This is a genomic window from Providencia sp. PROV130, assembly GCF_028482225.1.
In the GTDB taxonomy this organism is placed as follows: domain Bacteria; phylum Pseudomonadota; class Gammaproteobacteria; order Enterobacterales; family Enterobacteriaceae; genus Providencia; species Providencia rettgeri.
Map to the genome: position 1 here is coordinate 198,312 of NZ_JAMPQC010000013.1, position 19,466 is coordinate 217,777.

Genomic DNA, 19,466 nt, shown 5'->3' on the forward strand with positions numbered 1-19,466 from the left:
AGGAGTCGTCAGTGATGAATTTGCTCAATAAAAAACTCCCGGAACCACAGATAGCAGACTTTGGCCAATATCGCCTCAATTGGCGAGAAGCAGGCCAAGGGCACCCGGTGGTATTGCTGCATGGTATCAGCTCTGGTTCTGCTTCATGGGTAAGCCAACTGACCAGTCCATCACTGACAGAACACTATCATCTCTATAGCTGGGATGCGCCCGGCTATTTAGAAAGCCGTGAGCTAGAGACGACAACGCCTACCGCTATTGATTACGCAAATGCATTGAATACTTTTATTGATAAATTGGCCTTATCACCCGTCGTGTTAGTGGGACACTCTCTTGGCGCCATAATGGCAAGTGCTTTTGCAGCGCAATATCCCAATAAAGTTAAAGGCTTAATCTTAGCGAATCCCGCGCAAGGTTATGCCACAAAAAGCCCTGACCAACAAAAACAAGTTTACCAACAGCGGCAAGATATTGTTTTTAGTTCTGGTATTGAGGCATATGCGCAAAACCGTGCCGCTGCTTTGTTATCCGCCAACGCAACCACTGAAAAAGTCAATTGGGTTCAACAGAACATGAAGAAGCTCAACCCCAAAGGCTTCTTAGCCGCGGCGTGGATGCTAGCCCATGACGATATTAGCCAATATTTAAATCGCTATGGTGGCCCCTTGGAAATACTGGTTGGCACAGAAGATACCATTACGCCACCAGCACAAGTAGAGCAACTCGCACGCCAAAAAAACTGCCCTTATTTCCTGATAAACCAAGCGGGACACGCCAGTTATTTAGACGCGCCAGATGCCTTTAACCACCACTTACAACAATTTTTAGAGACACTCTATTGCAAAGCCGAATAAAGGAAGACCCATGAATTTACAGTTAAATAACCGTGTTGCTGTCGTAACAGGAGGAAGCTCCGGCATCGGCTTTGCAACCGTCAAACTCTTACTGGATGAAGGATGTAAAGTGGCATTCTGTGGCCGTGATCAAGACAAACTCCAGCAAGCGCTTACAACATTACGAGAACACTACCCACAAGGGCATTTTATTGCACAGCCTTGTGATGTTCTTGATAAAACACAAACCGAAGCTTTCGCAAAACAGGTTCATCAACAATATGGACACGTCGATATATTGATTAACAACGCAGGGCAAGGCTATGTCGCAAGCTATAGCGAGACCCCCGAAGAAGCGTGGTTACACGAAGCTCAGTTAAAACTATTTGGTGTGATTAACCCCGTGAATGCTTTTTTGCCATTCTTAGAGCAATCAAATATAGCTTCTATTACCTGTGTCAATTCACTGTTGGCCTTACAGCCTGAACCACATATGGTCGCCACCTCGGCGGCTCGGGCTGCATTATTAAACATGACGCTAAACTTGTCGAAAACACTGTTACCCAAAGGCATCCGCGTGAACTCTATTTTACTTGGCATGGTGGAATCCGACCAATGGCGACGCCGTTTCGACAATCGCAGTGATAAAAATATCGATTGGGAACAATGGATTGGTGATATCGCTAAAAAACGCGGCATTCCAATGCAACGTTTAGGAAAACCCGAAGAGCCCGCACGTGCCTTAGTCTTTTTAGCCTCCCCCATGGCGTCGTTTACCTCGGGTGCCGCTTTAGACGTTTCTGGTGGCTTTAGCCATCATATTTGAAGGATTTAACGATGAAAACACTCATGTTGATTGGTTATGGTGCAATGGCTCAAGAAGTGATTACTCGCTTACCTAATGAGATAGCACTGCGCTACATTGTTGCCCGGCCCCATCATCATCAAGCCATTTTGGAACGCTTTAAAGGGGCAGTCACCCCCATCGATAACTTTGACAATAATATCGTTCCACCGGATTTAGTGTTGGAGTGTGCGGGTCACCAAGCCGTTAAGCAATATGCACCAACGGTACTCGAGAGAGGCTGGACACTGGCCATTATCTCGACGGGAGCACTTGCAGACACGGAGTTTGAACAACACTTAATCGCCTTAACCCAACGCTACCACAGCCAGTTGATCCCACTGACTGGCGCTGTTGCAGGTCTTGATGGCCTACGTGCCGCAAAAGAGGCGAATATCACCCAAGTGACCTATCAGTCACGTAAAAGCCCTGCAAGTTGGCGCAATGGCGCGGCTGAACGTTATGTCGATTTATCGCAAGTGACACAGCCCACGGTGTTCTTTAGTGGCAGTGCCCGTGAAGCGGCACTGAATTTTCCAGCGAATGCCAATGTGGCTGCCACTGTTGCACTGTATGGCATTGGGATGGATGCCACCCAAGTGCAATTGGTTGTTGACCCGACTACCACACAAAACTCGCACCGCATTGATGTTACTGGTGATTTTGGCCATTTCTGCATTGAACTCAATGGAAATCCACTCCCTTCAAATCCGAAAACATCGATGTTAGCCGCTTTAAGTGCTGTTGAAATTTGTCGTCGTGTCGCTGAGCACCAAGCTATTTAATAGGAGCCCTATTATGAACAAAATGGATATTTTTGTTGGTGGTAAATGGCAGCAAGGTCGCGGGCCTGAAATGCAATCGCGTTTTCCGGGGAATAACCAGGTGATTGCGACCCTTAACAGTGCCAGTCTAGAAGATGTCGAAGATGCGGTAATTGCCGCAGATAAGGCGTGGAAAGCGCCTTCTTGGCGTAATCTTCCCGCTCACCAGCGGGCAACTATCTTGTACAACGTGAGTCGCTTAATAGATGAAAACTGCGAAACATTAACTCAATTACAAACCTTGGATAACGGCAAGCCTTGGGCAGAAGCACGTGGCTTGGTGATGAGCGCAGCAGCAACCGCTCGCTACTTTGCGGCGGTTTGTGAAGTCTCAGGTGGTGAACTTCCTCCTCGCCGCCAGCCAGAGCTGATGACCATAAGTACTTACCAACCTATTGGCGTGATCGCTGCAATCACGCCGTGGAACTCCCCGATTGCCAGTGATATGCAAAAAATTGCCCCAGCGATTGCTGCCGGTAACGCAGTCATCTTAAAACCCGCGGAAGCCACACCTTTAATTTCATTAAAATTGGCTGAGCTATTTGAGCAAGCAGGTTTACCCAGCGGCCTATTGAGCGTGCTACCGGGTAAAGGTTCGATTGTCGGTGATGCACTAGTTCGCCACCCTCTGGTGAAAAAAATCTCCTTTACGGGTGGCACCAATACCGGACGACAATTGGCTCACATTGCGGCAGATAAACTCATCACCACGTCACTCGAGCTTGGAGGAAAATCCCCAACTATCGTGTTGTCAGACGCTGACCTTGATATCGCTGCACATGGTGTTTGTTACGGTATTTTTAGTTCGATGGGGCAAGCATGCATCGCGGGTTCGCGCCTATTTGTGGCTAAGGATATCTACTCATCCTTTATGGAAAAGCTAACGCAATTGACCCACAACCTGATTATTGGTGACCCAAGGCAAGAGCGTGTTCACCTAGGGCCATTAATTTCCCCTTCACACCGAGATAGCGTCAGAAACTATGTCGAGCAAGCCGTTCGGCAAGGGGGGAAGATCCGTATTGGTGGAACCGCTCCCGCTGACCCGGCACTTCAAGATGGCAATTACTTTTTACCGACGATTATCGAAGGCTTAAATAACCAATCTACGGTTTGCCAAGAGGAAATTTTCGGCCCCGTGCTCGTCGTAATGCCATTTGATGATGAAGACGATCTCGTTCAGCAAGCTAATGATTCTGTTTATGGGCTTGCCGCTGGTATTTGGACACAAGATTACATCCGAGCGTTTAAGCTTGCCGATGCACTTGATGTCGGCACTGTTTGGGTCAATACCTACAAAGTTTTTTCTATTTCAACGCCATTTGGCGGCTTTAAAGAAAGTGGCATTGGCCGTGAAAAAGGCCTTGAAAGCCTCAAAGCCTATATGCAACAAAAAAGCCTATTTCTGGCACTTAACCCACAACCAAACCGTTGGTGTGAATAGCAAATCCGTCACCGGATTATGGCAGCATTGAGGAGAATAAAATGTCTGAAATGATTACAGTTGGCGAAGCTATCGCCAGAACACTCGAACAATACCAAATCACAACGGTTTATGGGGTTATTTCAATTCATAATTTGCCCATAGCAGATGCTATCGGGCGCCGGGACGTGATTGATTTTACGCCAAGTCGTGGGGAGGCTGGGGCCGTCACCATGGCGGATGCCCATAGCCGTTTTAGTGGCTTAGGGGTAGCGCTAACCAGTACAGGAGCAGGTGCTGGAAATGCTGTTGGATCAATGATTGAAGCTATGAATGCATGCTCCCCCATGATCCACATTACAGGCCAAGTTGAAAAAGCTTATCTGGATATGGACGCAGGGTTTATTCATGAAACACATGACCAACTCGGCTTTTTACGTTCGAGTTCAAAGCAAGCTTTTCGTGTTCATACGCCCGAACAAGCCGTCGCCACGCTGCATAAAGCCATTCAAGTTGCTCAAACTATACCTTGTGGCCCTGTCTCTATCGAGATCCCAATTGATATTCAAAGTGCGCAGGTCCCATTATCTGTACTGAGTGCACCGCTTCCCCCTTCTAGGTTACCTGACAGTTGTACATCGTTAGTCAATGCCATTTGGGATAAACTTCAACACGCTGCACAGCCTTTATTGTGGGTTGGCGCAGGAGCCCTACAAGCAAAAGATGCTGTCAAACGCCTTGCTGATGCAGGTATTGCCGTCATCAGCAGCACCCATGGACGAGGTATTTTATCGGATGACCATCCATTCAGCTTACGCGCTTTTCATAATGCAGATTCCGTTGATGCATTAATGCGTTCATGCGATTTAACTATCGTCGCAGGCTCACGTTTACGCAGTAATGAAACCAAAACATGGTCATTACCTTTGCCACACCCCATCATTCAAATCGATATAAACCCACTCGCCGCCAATCGCAACTATTTAGCTGATTTGTCAGTAACTGGGGATTGTAAAAGTTTACTTGAAGCACTTGCCGATAAAATCGAACAAGCCAAGCGCCCTATCTCTACTCAGTGGAAGAAACAAGTGCAAGAGGCCGTACAGCAGGCGGAAGAACAACTAAGGCAACAATGTGGCCCTTATAGTCAACTCAGTGATGCCGTAGAGCAAGTCTTACCACGCGACGGTATTTTTGTCCGCGACATCACGGTATCAGGGAGTTTATGGGGAAGCCGTTTACTCAAAGCGACCCAGCCAATGCACAACATTCACTCTTTAGCAGGCGCAATTGGGCTAGGACTCGCCATGGCAATTGGCAGTGCCAAAGCAAACCCTAATGTACCTGTTATTGGCTTAGTTGGTGATGGTGGGTTAATGTTAGGCGTAGGCGAATTGGCCACCATGGCACAAGAGCAGCTCCCGATTGTATTGATTATTATGAATGACCAAGGTTATGGCGTAATGCGAGGTATTCAGGAAAAATATTTCTCAGGCCGCCAATACTATAATGAGTTACTCACCCCTTCATTTAGTCAATTAGCTCAATCGATGGGGATTCAAGCATTTACGATAGATAAAGCCACCGATTTTCAATCAACGCTCCGCCAAGCTGTCGATTTGAAGCAACCTGTTGTCGTTGAAGTGTTAATGAACCATATTGGTACAATGAATTTCTCCGGTCCACCACAGAAAAAGTTATTTTAACTTTCACCATGGTTAGGGTGGCATGAGCCACCCTATTTCATTGATAGATAATGATACAAGCGATTAAAGCCTTCTGCTTTTTAAATTATTATAGCGAGGAACTCTAGCACCCAACTAAGGTTATGAATTTGGCTTAAAATATTGCGTATAAATAGACATCGCTTGCTCTTTTAAGATGCCTTTAACCACTTCAGGTTTAAAGGGGCTTTTGTCAAAGATTTCATCACTCCCCAGCATAATATTAAAACCAGCAATCTCGGCAAGTTCATCATGAGAAAGGCTATAAACCATCCGGCCTAATTGGCTCCATACCATTGCACCGGAACACATACAACACGGCTCACAACTGGTATACAGCGTATAATCGGACAAATCCATGACTTTATGTTCAGAACAATACTGGCGTATGAGACCCAACTCCGCATGATAGGTTGGGTCACTTTCAGTATGAATATGATTTTCACCTGTCATAACGACTTGGTTATTTTTAACTAATACTGCACCAAAGGGTTCATTGCCATTTTTCGCAGCATCCGTTGCTAAAGCCAAAGCTTGCGTCATAAACTGAATATCTAGCGCATTCTGCTGCTCATTGTTGTTAAGTTTATTTTCCATATACACACCCTTTATGCATAAATTAATTTAATTTTAAAATAACCTAAATAGGTTATATCAAGTCTAGTTATGAATTAATACAAAATAAGAATGTGTATTTCCTTTTCGCTACTATTACATCCAATTCATCCTCGAAGTATTTTTCAAAAAATAATTTTAACATTATTTAATTTATTGGTTTTTAATTCTAAAATAGAAAAAATAATTTATTGACTTCAGCATTTTCTACTTTTATATTTTTCACTCTGAGGTTGATGATATAAGTTTGACCAGAACTTTAGCTGTAACAATAACTGTTCGCGTACTCCGGTAGTGAGTATTGGTCTTGAGGCAGGGCTCAGAATAAATTTGCAGTGTTTCGTAGTTTATTTTCTTGCAAGTCAGTAGAGAGTTTATCAGTAGATAAAACCTAGGATTGTGAGTTTTACAAATATCTTTGTCGAAAGGAAATGGCTATCCCCTAAAGGATGAGGGTTATTATCTCAAATGTCTCTCCTCTAATCATCCTTTAATCTGAAACGCTTTTATCATCATTATATCGTTGTAATACAACAATTACGCTAGTTACTGCAATCAGGATTTTAAATTAATCGCTATATCTGTAAATAGAGCATCCGAACGGCCACTCTTATCACATTCATACAATCATTGAGGATACTATGTCTAATAACATGAAATTGATCGTAACCATCAAAAATACTCTTGCGAAAGAATTAAATATCGAATCTATCGATGAATTAAATGAATCAACATCATTACGTGATGATTTAGGCCTCGATTCAATGACCATACTGACTTTTCTCATGTCTCTTGAAGATAATATCGATAACTTCACTATTGATGCTAACACCCTTGAAGGGCATCACGTAGAAACAATTGGGACCATCTATAACTATGTAAATGCTCGGCTTGAGGAAAAAGCATGATATGTACTATATAAATCAGGTTTTTTGTAAGGTCATGGACAGACGTGAATTAAGAAGAATACCCAGAGACCGATTTATTACTTACCAGAAAGATTTACACCGAATAGCGCAAGATGTTCTTACTGAATTGACATTACTTGAGGGGGACCAGTATTCCTATACTGAGTTGGGCAATGCGGTGTTACAGGATATGGAAAAGGAAGAATTACTTGATGGCGTTGACATGGCAATGTTTTGCTACTGGACACCCGAGTTCGACCCTGACTATTCAGCCTTCGGTCCCTATTTTATAGACCGCTATAAAATAGACGGCCACTCTTTTGATATATGTGATAACGGTAGTCTAGTCTCTGCCACAGCATTAAACGTTGCCGACAGCTATCTGAAAAATGGAACAGTTCAGAAAATACTACTGCTAGGTATGGAACAAAATACGATACCTCGAAATGTAGTACAGGGTTTTCCTATTCCATCAAGATCCTGTTCTGTTGCAGCAATATTAACGACAGAGAAAACACCTGAAAGTCAATGGAGACTCATTAATTCTGGTCACATTACTGAATGGGATTCAAGTAAATTAGAAGACAGTTATAGTTTGCTTGTCGATATTCTTAATCAGTCAAATATCAATGCAGATGATGTCGTATTGTTAACTCACCGCTGCGGGTATTTTTATAAGAAACTTCGTTTTCATCTGGAAACCACCTCTCAGGAATTATCAATAGACTATGCATTTCTTCGTCCTGACGTCACAGGAATGAATGCTTTGCTGACACTCGCAGGTGAAACACTTGCACCACTTAACAAGCTAACCGTATTACTTATCGAACATGATGTGGAAAGTCTGAGAATGGCATGGACCGTTTTACAGCAAATTCAGGAGATGGATCATGTTTAATATTAATTATCCCTTCGAAACGAAGTATTATCAGCCGTTTTATTGGAATGCAGAAGAAATATCTCTAAAAGCCTATTCAAGCCGACAGAAAATTGCTGCTCGTGGCAGATTTGCTGTGGTTTCAGAGCATCAATTAACCCACAAACAATTAGCTTTTATTACAGCACGTGGAACTAGCTGGCAGGAGACTGCTGCACTGAAGATTTACCAGAACAGTAGCGCCTTAACGCTCCATAACTTGGTAGTGTGCCAACTTCCACTACAGCCTACTGGATCTACTTCATTTCATGAACGGACGTCTCTGTTTACCTGGCAGCGAGAAATTATACGAAGTCAGTTGGAATGGATTGCACTCTGGACAAAAGTACTGATAGAACATGCTGCACAACGTAAAGTGGGGTCATCCACACTGTTATCTGTACCTTCCATTCGCTTGCGACTCGGTCAAGTCATACAACACCACGCCTTGTTAGAGCAATGTCTAATTATGAACAACTGGTCGGTACAACAGTCGCTGACTGAAATCGAAAGAATGGTGGATGCTCTGATCAAGACAGCAGGCGGTAGGGCCATGATGCAACACGGGCTGGTAGAAATGAATAGTTTATTCACCGTATTAAACCAAATTTATCTCGGAGCCGACCATGATGAATTTTGACCATTCAATCGCCTTGGCTCACTACAACCAGAAATGGCTGGATCTGGCTCAGCTATTTCGTTCTCTCTCCCTAGAAGTACTAAACGATCGTGATGTCGTGTTGGCACATCTAGACAGGCCATATTTTGAAGAAGTTTATGCTGACCGATCCAGCACCTGCTTCGAGCGTGCCTGCATGTATGAAACCCTATCATATGGCGATCCAAACATATTACTTTCCTGTCCTGGACCCTCGCTTTCAGGCATCGTACTGCGTGAGTTAGGTTCACCTGAACAACAGGACTGGTTCTTTGAACACGTTTCTCGCCAGCGAGCACGTACTTGTATGGCTGTAACGGAACCAGAAAAAGGCTCGGATGCTGGTAATCCGGCTTCTAGACTGAACTCTGACAATCTCCTTCAGGCAGAAAAATGGCTGGTGGGCAATGGATGCGAGGCAACTATAGGAACCATTGTGGTGAGAATCGGTCCCGGCCCCTACAGTATTGTGGTACTGATGCTTACTCCCGAAATGCTGTCCCATACTGGAACATTCCGCCAACTCTTGCCCCTGGCTGGCTTGCAGGGCGCTGGTTTGAGTCATCTATATTTTGACAGTGTACCCGTAAAATCAGAACAGATTCTGGGAATGCACCTCCGTCCCCTAGAACGTGGTATGCATGGCGTGATCAAAACCTTCTATCGTATGCGTCCGTGCGTTTGTGCTATAGCACTGGGTAATGCACAGGCGCTGCTGGATCATGTCCTGCCGTATTTGCGAACAACCTCGGCACGAGAACTTCATCGTACGCTGCAAAGCCAAATAAACGGTGCTCGTGCACTGAACCACCGCGCAGCACAACGTATTGACGACCAAATTTTTGACGGCGCCGCCGTGTCGCTGGCCAAAGCGTGCGCGACGGAACTGGCTGAGAAAGTGGTTCGCAGTATACCACTACTTACCGGAACCACCCATTTTCTGACGAATGCGTGGTTACAGAAAGCTACGACAGATGTCCACGGTTACGAATGGATGGAAGGCAGCTTAGATATGCAACATCTGAATATCATAGCGGGTTATCACTCCACAGCGAAATAGCTCAACAAACGGATAAACACGATGGCAATGCAACCAATACTCAAGCAACGACTGGCTCGCCGTTATCAGAAATTGAAGCTATTGAATGCACTCTGGGACACCACCTTTACGCTCTTGCTTACGATGTTAGTATCATCTATGGCAGTATTAATCAACATTAGTGTCATCAGCCAGAATACACCTCAAGCTCTGTATGCCTTAGGGTTATTTCTACCGCTGAACTACGTGATGATGGCCATTCATGAAGGACTGCGTATCCCTACGTTGCGTTATAGCTCACAGCACCACAACAACGCGTATAACGTATTGGGAAGCCGTCTGGCATTGATCTTCTGCGCAATGGTTGTGTTGATGGCATTACTTGTTGGCTGTGTCTGGCTGTTCCAGTCAAGCATTGCTGCCCTGTTTCATATTGCAGAAGAACATCAGCAGGATATTATGTCGTTCATTCTGCCGATGTTACTAGCAGGTATTCCAATTGGCTGTGCAACGCTGATTTTGTCCATCCTATTTAGCTGTGGCCTCAATCGTTCTGCCAGTATGCTGGGTATCAGCGGAACCGCTCTTAACCTAGCGGTAACATGGCTAGCCGCCACATACTGGCATCAGGGGCTACAGAGCCTTATCTGGGGGGCATTGATCGGCAGTAGCTACCTGGCATTTAGTGGCGGTACACTGTTGTACAGTCACGGAATTCGTCTCTCACTCACTAACGTCCGCCGTGAAGCTGTGCTGGTATTGAATGATATTGCTATTATCGGTTCGCCAGTGGCAGGAAGTTTTCTGCTGCTATTTGGCTTCCTTTTTTCTTTCAACTACCTAGTTTCGTTTTACGGCGCAAATGAAATCGCTGGTTTTGGTATCGCATTTCGAATCCAGTCATTCGTCATTCTACCCGCAATTGCACTCGGAACAGCCATGGCGATACACGCCAATAATGCGATTGCAGATCAAAATTTTTACCGTATCCGCCATATTTTCTTTACTGGGATAGGACTCGCAGTCGCACTTTATTTGCTCATCAGCGTACTAGTATTTTTGCTACAAGAACATCTAGTGGCGCTATTTACCCTGGATGAAACAGTCATTGTGCCTGCGTTACGTTACCTCAACTGTATTGCACCATCCTACCTCAGCTTAGGCGTAGTTTTGGTACTAATGACAACACGGGAACAGACTGGTCAAGGACAGCGAGTCTTGCTGGTCAATATAGTCTTTTACGCGATGGAAATTGGTATTGCCGCCTTACTGGGGCTCAACTACATCGATGCAACGCGCCTTTATCTCGTGATGGCGATTATGAATTGGGTGTCTGCGCTTTACGTTGTTTACGAACTGAATAAACACCTTGCTCCCATACCAGCTTACCTCGCAGGAAATACAACCTTAAACCGTGATGAAGGAAGTTCTTACTTATTGATTAATCAGGAGTTATACATGATGAACAGCTTATCAGAATTGATCCGCGATGCGAGTACAAATTACCCGACAAGAACCGCCTTAATCTTCAAAGATCGTCACTACAGTTACCATGACATTTGGATGCGAGTGTGTGCTATTGCGGCCGGAATGCGTCAAAATGGCTTACAACCAAGTGAAAGAATTGTGATTTGCCTCGGCAACCACCCAGACAGCATTGCTGTATTCTGGGCGGCACAGAAGCTCGGCGCCTGCCCTTCACTGGTCCCAATCGATACCTCCGTGAATAAGCTCGCTTATATTCTCAATAATAGTGGAGCCAAGCAATTATTCACCTCTCCAGCAATCTCCAGTGCACTAATGAAGTTTGGCCTACAGCAAGTACCTAAGCTCAGCTCAGTTATTGTGGCGGGAGAAACAAGCAGACCAAAAAACGGTATATCGCTGGAAGATTTCATTGCTGATCCGCTAACAGAAATCAATATTCCGCTAGCAGCTATCAGCGTTGACCTTGCATCGATCATTTACACTTCAGGTTCAACCGGCGAACCAAAGGGAGTAATGTTGAGCCATCAAAATATGCTAGCAGCCACTGACTCTTTAGTAACATATCTAGGTTATCGACAGGATGATGTCATTATTGCAGTTCTCCCTGTCGCGTTTGATTATGGGCTCTATCAACTAATTCTGAGCTGCTACGTAGGAGCCACTGTGGTTCTAGAGCCAGATGACGCTTTACCCACACAGATTCTTCGCCATATACAGCAATATGGCTGCACTGTATTGCCGGGCCTATCTTCTCTCTACAGTTTATTGGATACCTATGCCAGTAGAGGTAAGTTTGACCTGAGCCACGTGCGTCTGGTCTCAAATACTGGTATGGCATTACGTAAGCAGCACATCAATACGATAAAGCGCCTGTTCCCGCAGGCAGATATTTTCTCAATGTACGGTCTGACGGAGTGCAAGCGCTGCACATGGCTCCCACCAGCAGATTTGGAACGTAAACCTGATAGCGTTGGTATCGCGATTCCTAACACACAGATTCTGGTGGTGAATGATCAGAACCAGCCTTGTGTGCCGGGCGAAGTGGGTCAGCTAGTTATACGTGGCGCCACCGTAATGCAAGGTTACTGGCGTAATCCTGAAGCGACAGCAAAAAAAATTGGCAGACATCCGCTGTATGGTGACCGTTGCCTGTACTCAGGTGATTACGGCTGGTTGGATGATGAGGGCTATTTTTACTTTGCTGGACGAATGGATGAAGTTGCCAAAATTCGTGGACGCAAGGTTATTTTTAGTGAAGTAGAGAAAGCTTTATTCCGTCATGAGGCGGTTATCGAAGCGGCAGTCATTGCCCATAATGATGAACAGGATCCTGAAGATCGTATCGTGGCTTTCGTCGCTACATCTTCTCCCTGTCTACTGGCTGAAGCCGAGCTTCGCCAGTTCTGTCTGACCCAGCTAGAGCAGTATCAGGTTCCTCACATATTCGTTCAGCTATCGCGATTACCAAAAAATGCCAACGGAAAATACGATAAGCATAAGTTACTCTCAGACTTTAAAAATACCACACGGAGATTGCCTTCATGAGGAATAGGCACACATTGGTATTGTTGTGCACAATCCTTTCGGTGATATTTGCAGGGGTATCTGTCACTTTTACCACTGCACGCATATCGGAGCCAAACAAAACAAGCAGCAAGGAGCCACCCATTGCGTTACAAGGGCCACCACCGGCACTAGTTGAAACTGCGCAGGTGAAAGCCATACTCTGGCAGGATAAAAAGAACGTAGTGGGTACCGTTAAAGCAGTGCATTACCTTGATGTAAGCACAGAAGTGTCTGGAACTATTCTACAGGTGGCACCAGCAGGTAGTCAGATGGCGAAAAATGGCGTGTTGTTACGCATTGATGACCGAGCTGAACGTGCGCAGTTGAAACAAAAAGAGACTAACCTAGCAATAGTACAAAAAAACGCTCAGCGTGCTGACCTACTAGTAAACAAAGCCATTTCACAGGCAGAGCAGCAGGCTGCTCATGTTAACCTTGCTCAGGCTGTCAGCGATCAAGAAGTATTGCGCAGTAGGCTACGTAAAATGACGATCACTGCACCCTTCGCTGGCGTCGTAAGCTTGCATGATTTGTCACTAGAGCAGTCTATTCAGGTCGGACAGAAGATATTTTCCTTTTATGATCCCACAAAGCTTTATGTCGAATTCAGCGTACCGGAAGCTGATATCTGCGCACTGCATCCTGGAGTGAAAGTCACCGTGGATGATACGGTATCTGGGTATACCAGTAGCGCAACCATCACGCTAGTTAATACGGAAGTCAATACGACTAACCGTACTTTAACATTACGCGCGATGCTAGACATCGGCAAATTTCGACATGGTTCCAGTGTCCGAGTAACTTATCCAACTACGATGCCACAATCTAGATTGGTACTGCCAAAAGTAGCCGTAAATTATTCTGCCTACGGACAATCCGTATTCGTAGTGGAGGATCACACTGCGAAATTACGCTCCATTGTCATCGGTGATAAACGTGACGGTTTGGTTCAAGTACTGCAGGGGCTGGATGCGAATGAAACGGTGGTCACCGCCGGGCAAATCCACCTATACCCTGATGCTCCACTACGCTTGAGGGATAAATAGTGAATATAACTGAACTATGTTTACGACGCCCAGTAATTGCCACAGCGCTAAGTGCCTTGCTGTTTATCAGCGGAATATTTTCTCTTGGCCAGTTACCCGTTGCTCTTTACCCTACTGTTGATGCAGATGCTATCAGTATCAACGCCTGGTACCCCGGTGCATCCGCGGAGCTGATGGATGGACGAGTAACATCAGAGCTATTGTCCGCTATATCCGGCGTGGAAGATGTCAGCTACGTTACCAGTAATTCCGAAACAGGCCACAGTGAGGTGGTGCTTAATTTACGCCTCGGGAGTGACACGCAAAAAGTACTGACAAATATCATGGAACGCGTAAATGCCATTTCACGCTTTCCAACCGATATGGCCCCTCCACAAATTCTGCGAAAAGAACCGGATCGTGCGCCAGACTTCGCTTTAACATTTACCAGCGATGCAATGCAAAACGCTCAGGTATCAGATTACCTCACTCGGGTAGTGAAACCACGTCTAGAAGCCCTGAAAGGAGTAGGCAGTGTGGAGATTCTTGGCAGTGAATATTCCATGCGTATTTGGCTGGATCCACAGCGAATGGAACGCTACGGCGTAACTGCCATAGACGTCAGCACCAGCTTGAAGTCTGAAAATATACAGCTCAATGCTGGTGTGTTACGGGAAAATGACCAGCGATTTCAGCTGGTACCCCATACTGGCCTGTCAACGGTTAATGAGTTCAATCGGTTGCCCATTGTGACAGCTTCAGGCTCCCCTCCTGTGCGACTGGGTGATGTGGCCAGAGTGGAACTAGGAGGAGCTCAACCCCAGATCCAATCCGTCTTTAATGGCAAGCCGGCAACAGTGGTATTTATTCAGTGGCAGCGCGGCAGTAATCCACTTCTAGTGGGTGAGGATCTCCGTCGCACTCTTGATGAATTAAAACCCAATTTTCCTTATGACTTAAAAGCCAATTTACTTATCGACAGTAGTGAATATATCAATGGGGCGATCCATGAAGTATTTCTAACCATTCTGCTAACCTGTGTGGCTGTAACATTGGCAATCTTCTTTGGCACGGGAACGATGCGTGCCGTCAGTATTCCGGTTGTAGTTATTCCTCTGTCGCTAGTCAGTGTTTGTTTGTTGATCTGGCTTTGTGGCTTCTCTATTAACACACTCACACTGTTGGCTATGGTTCTGGCTACCGGGCTGGTAGTAGATGATGCCATTATTGTGTTGGATGTGGCGCTCCGCCGAATGCATGAAGGAGACTCCGCTTGGCTGGCCACTTTAAAAGGTGGGCGAGAGATTGCTAGTTCTCTAGTGACCATGACACTCGCTCTAGCCATAGTCTATCTACCACTGGCGTTTATCGGTGGCATTGTGGGTAAACTATTCTCTGAGTTTGCCATGACACTGGCAGGCGCAGTCATCATTTCAGGTGTACTGGCTCTGACGTTGACGCCAGTAATGTGTGCTCGGTTATTGTCGCAAACCCATCAGCAATCCCGAATGGTGATACGGGTTGAAAATCTGTTCGTTATACTACGTCGCCGCTATGAGCGCTGTCTAGTGAAAGTATTACGAACTGGGAATATTCCCCTGTGGATTTGGGGTGCAACACTTGTCAGTTGTGTAACATTGTTCGTTATGTTACCGCATGAACTCGCGCCGAAAGAGGATCAAGGCAGCCTGATGGTCATCGCAGAAGCGCCTAGTTCAATGGATAGCTCGTATCTGGAACTACAGACGCCTGCGCTTGAAGCCATTTACGACTCGTTTACCGAAATCAACAACTTTAACTACGTGCTGGGTGTCCCCAATGATAACCAACTTCTCTCCTTTGCCCGCCTGACTGACTGGTCACAGCGACAGAGATCGGCGATGGACCTGCAAGCGGAGTTACAGCAAAAATTGGTAACGATCCCAGCGTTACAATCTGTAGCGATCCTTCCGTCTTCATTACCCGGAGTGGGAGGATTGCCTTTCCAGTTTGTTCTAAAACATGAGGATAAGGATTACGCCAAACTGGACGCACTCAGTAACGCTATGCTGCGTCGTATGCGCTCTAGTGGTCTATTCCTTTTTGCCACTAAAGATCTCAAATATGACGCCCCACAAATCACTCTGCAGCTTGATCGCGAGCAGCTGGCGCAGTCCAGTATTAGCTCATCAGATGTCGGCTATACCCTCAGCCTAGCGTATGCCAACACCAAGCTTCAGCCCTTTACTTACGAAGGCCGCACCTATGATGTCATTCTAGGTTTGGATAAATCTTCGCAGTCAGCCATGGACACCTTGCTGAACCTGCAAGTCAGAAATACTAACGGTAACCTCAGTCGTCTGGGCAGTTTTATGATAGTGCAAAATCAGATTGTACCCGCCTCGCTGAAGACTTTTCAAAAACAGACATCCGTCACCTTGCAAGGCGTTTTAATGCCCGGTGTTGGTCAATCACAGGCTGCTGAATTCAGTCGCCAGATACTGGCGGACTTCAAAGCGCGAGGAGTTTCCTACGACCTAGCAGGTGAAACCCGGCAAAGCGAAGAAGAGGGGCAACGCCTGTTAATTACCTTTGCTATTGCCCTGATTGGAATTTACTGCCTGTTGACGTTGCAGCTCACCACACTCAGGGATCCTCTCATTGTCCTGTTCGGTAGCATCCCATTTTCAATCTTTGGCGCACTACTAGCACTATTTTGGTTTGGCTTACCGCTGGATCTATTTACTCAGGTCGGCATGCTGACTCTGGTCGGACTGATCAGCAAGCAAGGCATTCTGATGGTACATGCCGCAAACACCCTAAGTGAGCGTGGAGTGACAAATATCTGGTTTGCCATTACCCGCGCATCTGCTTCCCGTCTGCGAGCTATCATTCTGACCTCTCTAACGATGGTGATGGGTGCTCTGCCATTACTTTTCGCTTCAGGTCCTGCAGCAGAATCTCGCTTTGAGCTGGGATTAGTCATAGTCTCAGGAATGTTGATGGGGTCGTTCATGACCCTCTTCCTGTTACCCTCACTGTATCTTTTCGTGTATAGAAATCGAATGGAGCCACACTTGTGAATCTTACCATCAATGATATTGGTATTTATCTACCAGAAACCGCACTTGAGCTGGATCAGATTTGCATGGAGCCGCGATTGTCGAGTGCGGATATCAAAGTTTATCAACGCTTCTATGGTCTTAAGCGGATCGCTATTAGTAATACCTCTCTAGAAGACATGATGTTCCTCGCTGCCCGGGATGCCCTAACCCGCAGTGGTATCGCAGCAAGATATATCAGTTTGCTGGTACATGCCCACACGGCCCCAGAAACCTGCGCTTGGCCCAATGGACTGTTAACACGATTGTGTCGCCGCCTAGGTATGCATCACGCAATGCCACTGGCAGTACATACCAACAACTGCGCGTCCACCTTGAGCGGACTGATGCTCAGTCAAAATTACTTAGTGGGGAACAGTAAAAAGAAGCACACATTATTACTGACTGCTGATCTGACTTTCAGTGGGATTTTACAGCAAATACCCAATACCACTTTGTGCGGTGACGCCGCCACTGCATGTATTATCAGCCTGAATGGCATTGGAGCAGTAATGAAATCCCTTGAACTGAGCTATTTTGGCGAACATGCCAAAGGAGCTTGGCAATCTGATGAAGAACAGGCCAGGTTTGAAAGCAACTATACGCAGCGTCTGGCAAAAGTGATGCAGCGAAGTCGTCAACAAGCTGGCCTAGAATGGGAGCAAATCCGCTGGATCTTTCCGCACAATGTTAACCTTATCTCCTGGCGTAATACCGCAGCCAAATTACACGTCCCGTTGAGCAAAATTTATCTGGATAAGCTGCCTGAATTGGGGCACTGCTTTGGTGCTGATATTTTCATTAACTGGTATTTTGCCAGCCAGACACTTCGGACTGGCGATTATATCATGGTTGCAACAGTCGGACTGGGCGCCGTATTTGGCGCAGCCGTATTTCAATTTGTACCTCAGGGATCTACATCATGACAACAAACCATCATTTAGGGCAATTACTACTAGCAACAGCTGCTAAATATGCGCACCTTGAGGCACTGTCGATCAAAGACGATATCTGGAGTTATCAGCAACTGCATGAGTTTGCAGGACTTCTAGCCAGAGGTTATGCCCTGTCAACAAAAAAATATTGCGCCTTACTTGGTCCACGCCACATCGGAACTTTGGCTGGTGTGGTAGCTGCATTATGCTACGGTAAAACCTATCTACCTCTTCATGAAGAAATGCCAGTAGATCGGCTTGTACTCCTATCTCACAGTACAGGTTTCGATCTGCTGGTTACACGTGAGCAGGAACAAGTTCTGCTACAAAACTTTCTGATGCAGAATGAATCTCCGCTGATAATTATTCTCACTGATTGCAAGCATACTCCTAGCTGGTGTTGTGACTACCCACAGCATCGTTTCCTTGGAATGGACGATCTTGCTGTGCTCTCAGCCGTTGAACCACGGAGTGATAATCCTCAGGCCTATCTGATGTTTACTTCGGGCAGTACTGGTACACCCAAGGGCGTCGAGGTCTCACACGCCAATGTGATGCGCTACGTTGAAAATACTGTCGCATTATACCAACCCAGTCATTACGATCGTTTTTCCCAGCTGGCACCATTAAGTTTCGATTTTTCTGTACATGACCTGTTTGTCCCTTGGGCAGTGGGTGCATCAACCCATGTGTTTGGTAACAGTCAAAGTATGGTGCTAGGGCGTTTAATCGATGAGAAACGGCTGACGTTCTGGGCTTCAGTGCCGTCAACTATACTCTGGTTGAAGCGACTCCGCCAGCTAGTACCAGGAGCATTCCCGCATTTACGGCAGTCGCTGTTCTGCGGTGAACCACTACTGCATGGAGCTGCTGAGAGCTGGCATCAGGCAGCACCACACTCGCGTATCGACAATATCTATGGTCCCACTGAAGCCACTGTCGCAGTATGCGGTTACCACTGGAAAAGTAATCCCTCTCTAGCGGCTGGCACAGTAGTGCCAATTGGTCACCCTTATCCGAGAACTGTTCTAAAAATTGGCCAATCACGGCTGGATGAGCCTAGCAGTCATGAAGGTGAACTGTGGATCGGCGGCGAACAGGTCGTGCAGGGCTACTGGCCCGGTCTACTCGTGAAGGCAGACAACTTCACGGTCGAAAACGGTGAAACTTGGTATAGAACAGGGGACTGGGCTACGTTAGATCCCGAAGGGTGTTTACATTTTCTTGGGCGCTGTGATGATCAACTGAAAGTACAGGGACAACGGATCGAGCGGCTGGAAATTGAATCAATGTTGCGACAGATATCAGATACTGAAGATGTTGCAGTAGTGGGCTGGCCGATCATTGAAGGAAATAGTGTCGAGGGTTTAGTGTTTTTTGTTAGCGCACACCACAAAAGTAACCTGAAATTACGCAAATTATGTCAGGAATCTATGCCACCTATTATGTGGCCAGGCAAGTTGGTACTCGGTGCGATCCCGAAAAACCACAATGGCAAAACTGACTATATACAATTGCGCTCTCAACTGGAGGCTGAAAGTAATGCCAGCTGCGATGCAGAACAACCAGACACTGAACAGAGGTAAAT

General features: G+C 46.1%; 15 protein-coding genes. 14 read left to right on the top strand and 1 reads right to left on the bottom strand.

Annotation, left to right across the window (positions count from 1 at the left end; genetic code table 11):
* Positions 1-14 precede the first annotated feature (14 nt).
* The 5 genes from PSF28_RS09695 to PSF28_RS09715 are packed head-to-tail and all read left to right on the top strand — an operon-like array spanning position 15 to position 5,630.
* Entirely contained in the window at positions 15-854 is an 840-nt protein-coding gene (locus PSF28_RS09695) for an alpha/beta fold hydrolase (RefSeq protein ID WP_272664333.1), read from the top strand.
* Positions 855-864: 10 nt separating this feature from the next.
* Positions 865-1,659, top strand: a complete 795-nt coding sequence (locus PSF28_RS09700) for an SDR family oxidoreductase (RefSeq protein WP_210835862.1) — start codon at positions 865-867, stop codon at positions 1,657-1,659.
* An 11-nt stretch (positions 1,660-1,670) separates the two neighbouring features.
* Positions 1,671-2,462, top strand: a complete 792-nt coding sequence (locus PSF28_RS09705; protein WP_210835863.1) for an aspartate dehydrogenase — start codon at positions 1,671-1,673, stop codon at positions 2,460-2,462.
* A 13-nt stretch (positions 2,463-2,475) separates the two neighbouring features.
* Positions 2,476-3,945 (top strand): aldehyde dehydrogenase, encoded by a 1,470-nt coding sequence (locus PSF28_RS09710; protein WP_272684987.1) that lies wholly within the window; start codon positions 2,476-2,478, stop codon positions 3,943-3,945.
* A gap of 41 nt (positions 3,946-3,986) precedes the next feature.
* Positions 3,987-5,630, top strand: a complete 1,644-nt coding sequence (locus tag PSF28_RS09715; protein WP_272684988.1) for a thiamine pyrophosphate-binding protein — start codon at positions 3,987-3,989, stop codon at positions 5,628-5,630.
* 120 nt (positions 5,631-5,750) lie between these two features.
* Here the strand turns inward: PSF28_RS09715 and PSF28_RS09720 are convergent, their stop codons facing one another.
* On the bottom strand, positions 5,751-6,245 hold the full coding sequence (locus PSF28_RS09720; RefSeq protein ID WP_210835867.1) for a nucleoside deaminase: 495 nt from the start codon (positions 6,243-6,245) through the stop codon (positions 5,751-5,753).
* A gap of 659 nt (positions 6,246-6,904) precedes the next feature.
* Here PSF28_RS09720 and PSF28_RS09725 point away from each other — a divergent pair.
* From PSF28_RS09725 to PSF28_RS09765, 9 genes are all read left to right on the top strand, one after another.
* Positions 6,905-7,171 carry an acyl carrier protein gene (locus PSF28_RS09725; RefSeq protein WP_272684989.1) on the top strand — a complete coding sequence of 89 codons (267 nt, stop codon included), beginning with the start codon at positions 6,905-6,907 and terminating at the stop codon, positions 7,169-7,171.
* 1 nt (position 7,172) lies between these two features.
* Positions 7,173-8,069 (top strand): hypothetical protein, encoded by an 897-nt coding sequence (locus tag PSF28_RS09730; protein ID WP_272684990.1) that lies wholly within the window; start codon positions 7,173-7,175, stop codon positions 8,067-8,069.
* 115 nt (positions 8,070-8,184) lie between these two features.
* Complete coding sequence (locus PSF28_RS09735; protein ID WP_272684991.1) at positions 8,185-8,727, top strand: hypothetical protein; 543 nt, start codon at positions 8,185-8,187, stop codon at positions 8,725-8,727.
* Positions 8,714-9,805, top strand: coding sequence for an acyl-CoA dehydrogenase family protein (locus PSF28_RS09740; RefSeq protein WP_272684992.1), 1,092 nt, complete (start codon positions 8,714-8,716; stop codon positions 9,803-9,805). The genes PSF28_RS09735 and PSF28_RS09740 overlap by 14 nt, the downstream gene beginning before the upstream one ends.
* Before the next feature lie 21 nt (positions 9,806-9,826).
* The gene (locus tag PSF28_RS09745) at positions 9,827-12,817 is read left to right on the top strand and encodes an AMP-binding protein (RefSeq protein ID WP_272684993.1); all 2,991 of its coding nucleotides are present in this window, start codon (positions 9,827-9,829) and stop codon (positions 12,815-12,817) included.
* Positions 12,814-13,884, top strand: coding sequence for an efflux RND transporter periplasmic adaptor subunit (locus PSF28_RS09750; RefSeq protein WP_272684994.1), 1,071 nt, complete (start codon positions 12,814-12,816; stop codon positions 13,882-13,884). Before PSF28_RS09745 ends, PSF28_RS09750 begins: the two co-directional genes overlap by 4 nt.
* Positions 13,884-16,925, top strand: a complete 3,042-nt coding sequence (locus PSF28_RS09755; RefSeq protein ID WP_272684995.1) for an efflux RND transporter permease subunit — start codon at positions 13,884-13,886, stop codon at positions 16,923-16,925. The genes PSF28_RS09750 and PSF28_RS09755 overlap by 1 nt, the downstream gene beginning before the upstream one ends.
* Positions 16,922-17,869: a ketoacyl-ACP synthase III family protein gene (locus PSF28_RS09760; RefSeq protein WP_272684996.1), complete on the top strand. Its 948-nt coding sequence runs from the start codon at positions 16,922-16,924 to the stop codon at positions 17,867-17,869. The genes PSF28_RS09755 and PSF28_RS09760 overlap by 4 nt, the downstream gene beginning before the upstream one ends.
* Positions 17,866-19,464, top strand: a complete 1,599-nt coding sequence (locus PSF28_RS09765; RefSeq protein WP_272684997.1) for an AMP-binding protein — start codon at positions 17,866-17,868, stop codon at positions 19,462-19,464. The genes PSF28_RS09760 and PSF28_RS09765 overlap by 4 nt, the downstream gene beginning before the upstream one ends.
* The last annotated feature ends 2 nt before the right edge of the window (positions 19,465-19,466 follow it).

Excerpts from the sequence above, each read along its gene's own strand:
- PSF28_RS09695 (WP_272664333.1), top strand. The coding sequence starts at position 15 with ATGAATTTGCTCAATAAAAAACTCCCGGAACCACAGATAGCAGACTTT.
- PSF28_RS09700 (WP_210835862.1), top strand. The coding sequence starts at position 865 with ATGAATTTACAGTTAAATAACCGTGTTGCTGTCGTAACAGGAGGAAGC.
- PSF28_RS09705 (WP_210835863.1), top strand. The coding sequence starts at position 1,671 with ATGAAAACACTCATGTTGATTGGTTATGGTGCAATGGCTCAAGAAGTG.
- PSF28_RS09710 (WP_272684987.1), top strand. The coding sequence starts at position 2,476 with ATGAACAAAATGGATATTTTTGTTGGTGGTAAATGGCAGCAAGGTCGC.
- PSF28_RS09715 (WP_272684988.1), top strand. The coding sequence starts at position 3,987 with ATGTCTGAAATGATTACAGTTGGCGAAGCTATCGCCAGAACACTCGAA.
- PSF28_RS09720 (WP_210835867.1), bottom strand. The coding sequence starts at position 6,245 with ATGGAAAATAAACTTAACAACAATGAGCAGCAGAATGCGCTAGATATT.
- PSF28_RS09725 (WP_272684989.1), top strand. The coding sequence starts at position 6,905 with ATGTCTAATAACATGAAATTGATCGTAACCATCAAAAATACTCTTGCG.
- PSF28_RS09730 (WP_272684990.1), top strand. The coding sequence starts at position 7,173 with ATGTACTATATAAATCAGGTTTTTTGTAAGGTCATGGACAGACGTGAA.
- PSF28_RS09740 (WP_272684992.1), top strand. The coding sequence starts at position 8,714 with ATGATGAATTTTGACCATTCAATCGCCTTGGCTCACTACAACCAGAAA.
- PSF28_RS09745 (WP_272684993.1), top strand. The coding sequence starts at position 9,827 with ATGGCAATGCAACCAATACTCAAGCAACGACTGGCTCGCCGTTATCAG.
- PSF28_RS09750 (WP_272684994.1), top strand. The coding sequence starts at position 12,814 with ATGAGGAATAGGCACACATTGGTATTGTTGTGCACAATCCTTTCGGTG.
- PSF28_RS09765 (WP_272684997.1), top strand. The coding sequence starts at position 17,866 with ATGACAACAAACCATCATTTAGGGCAATTACTACTAGCAACAGCTGCT.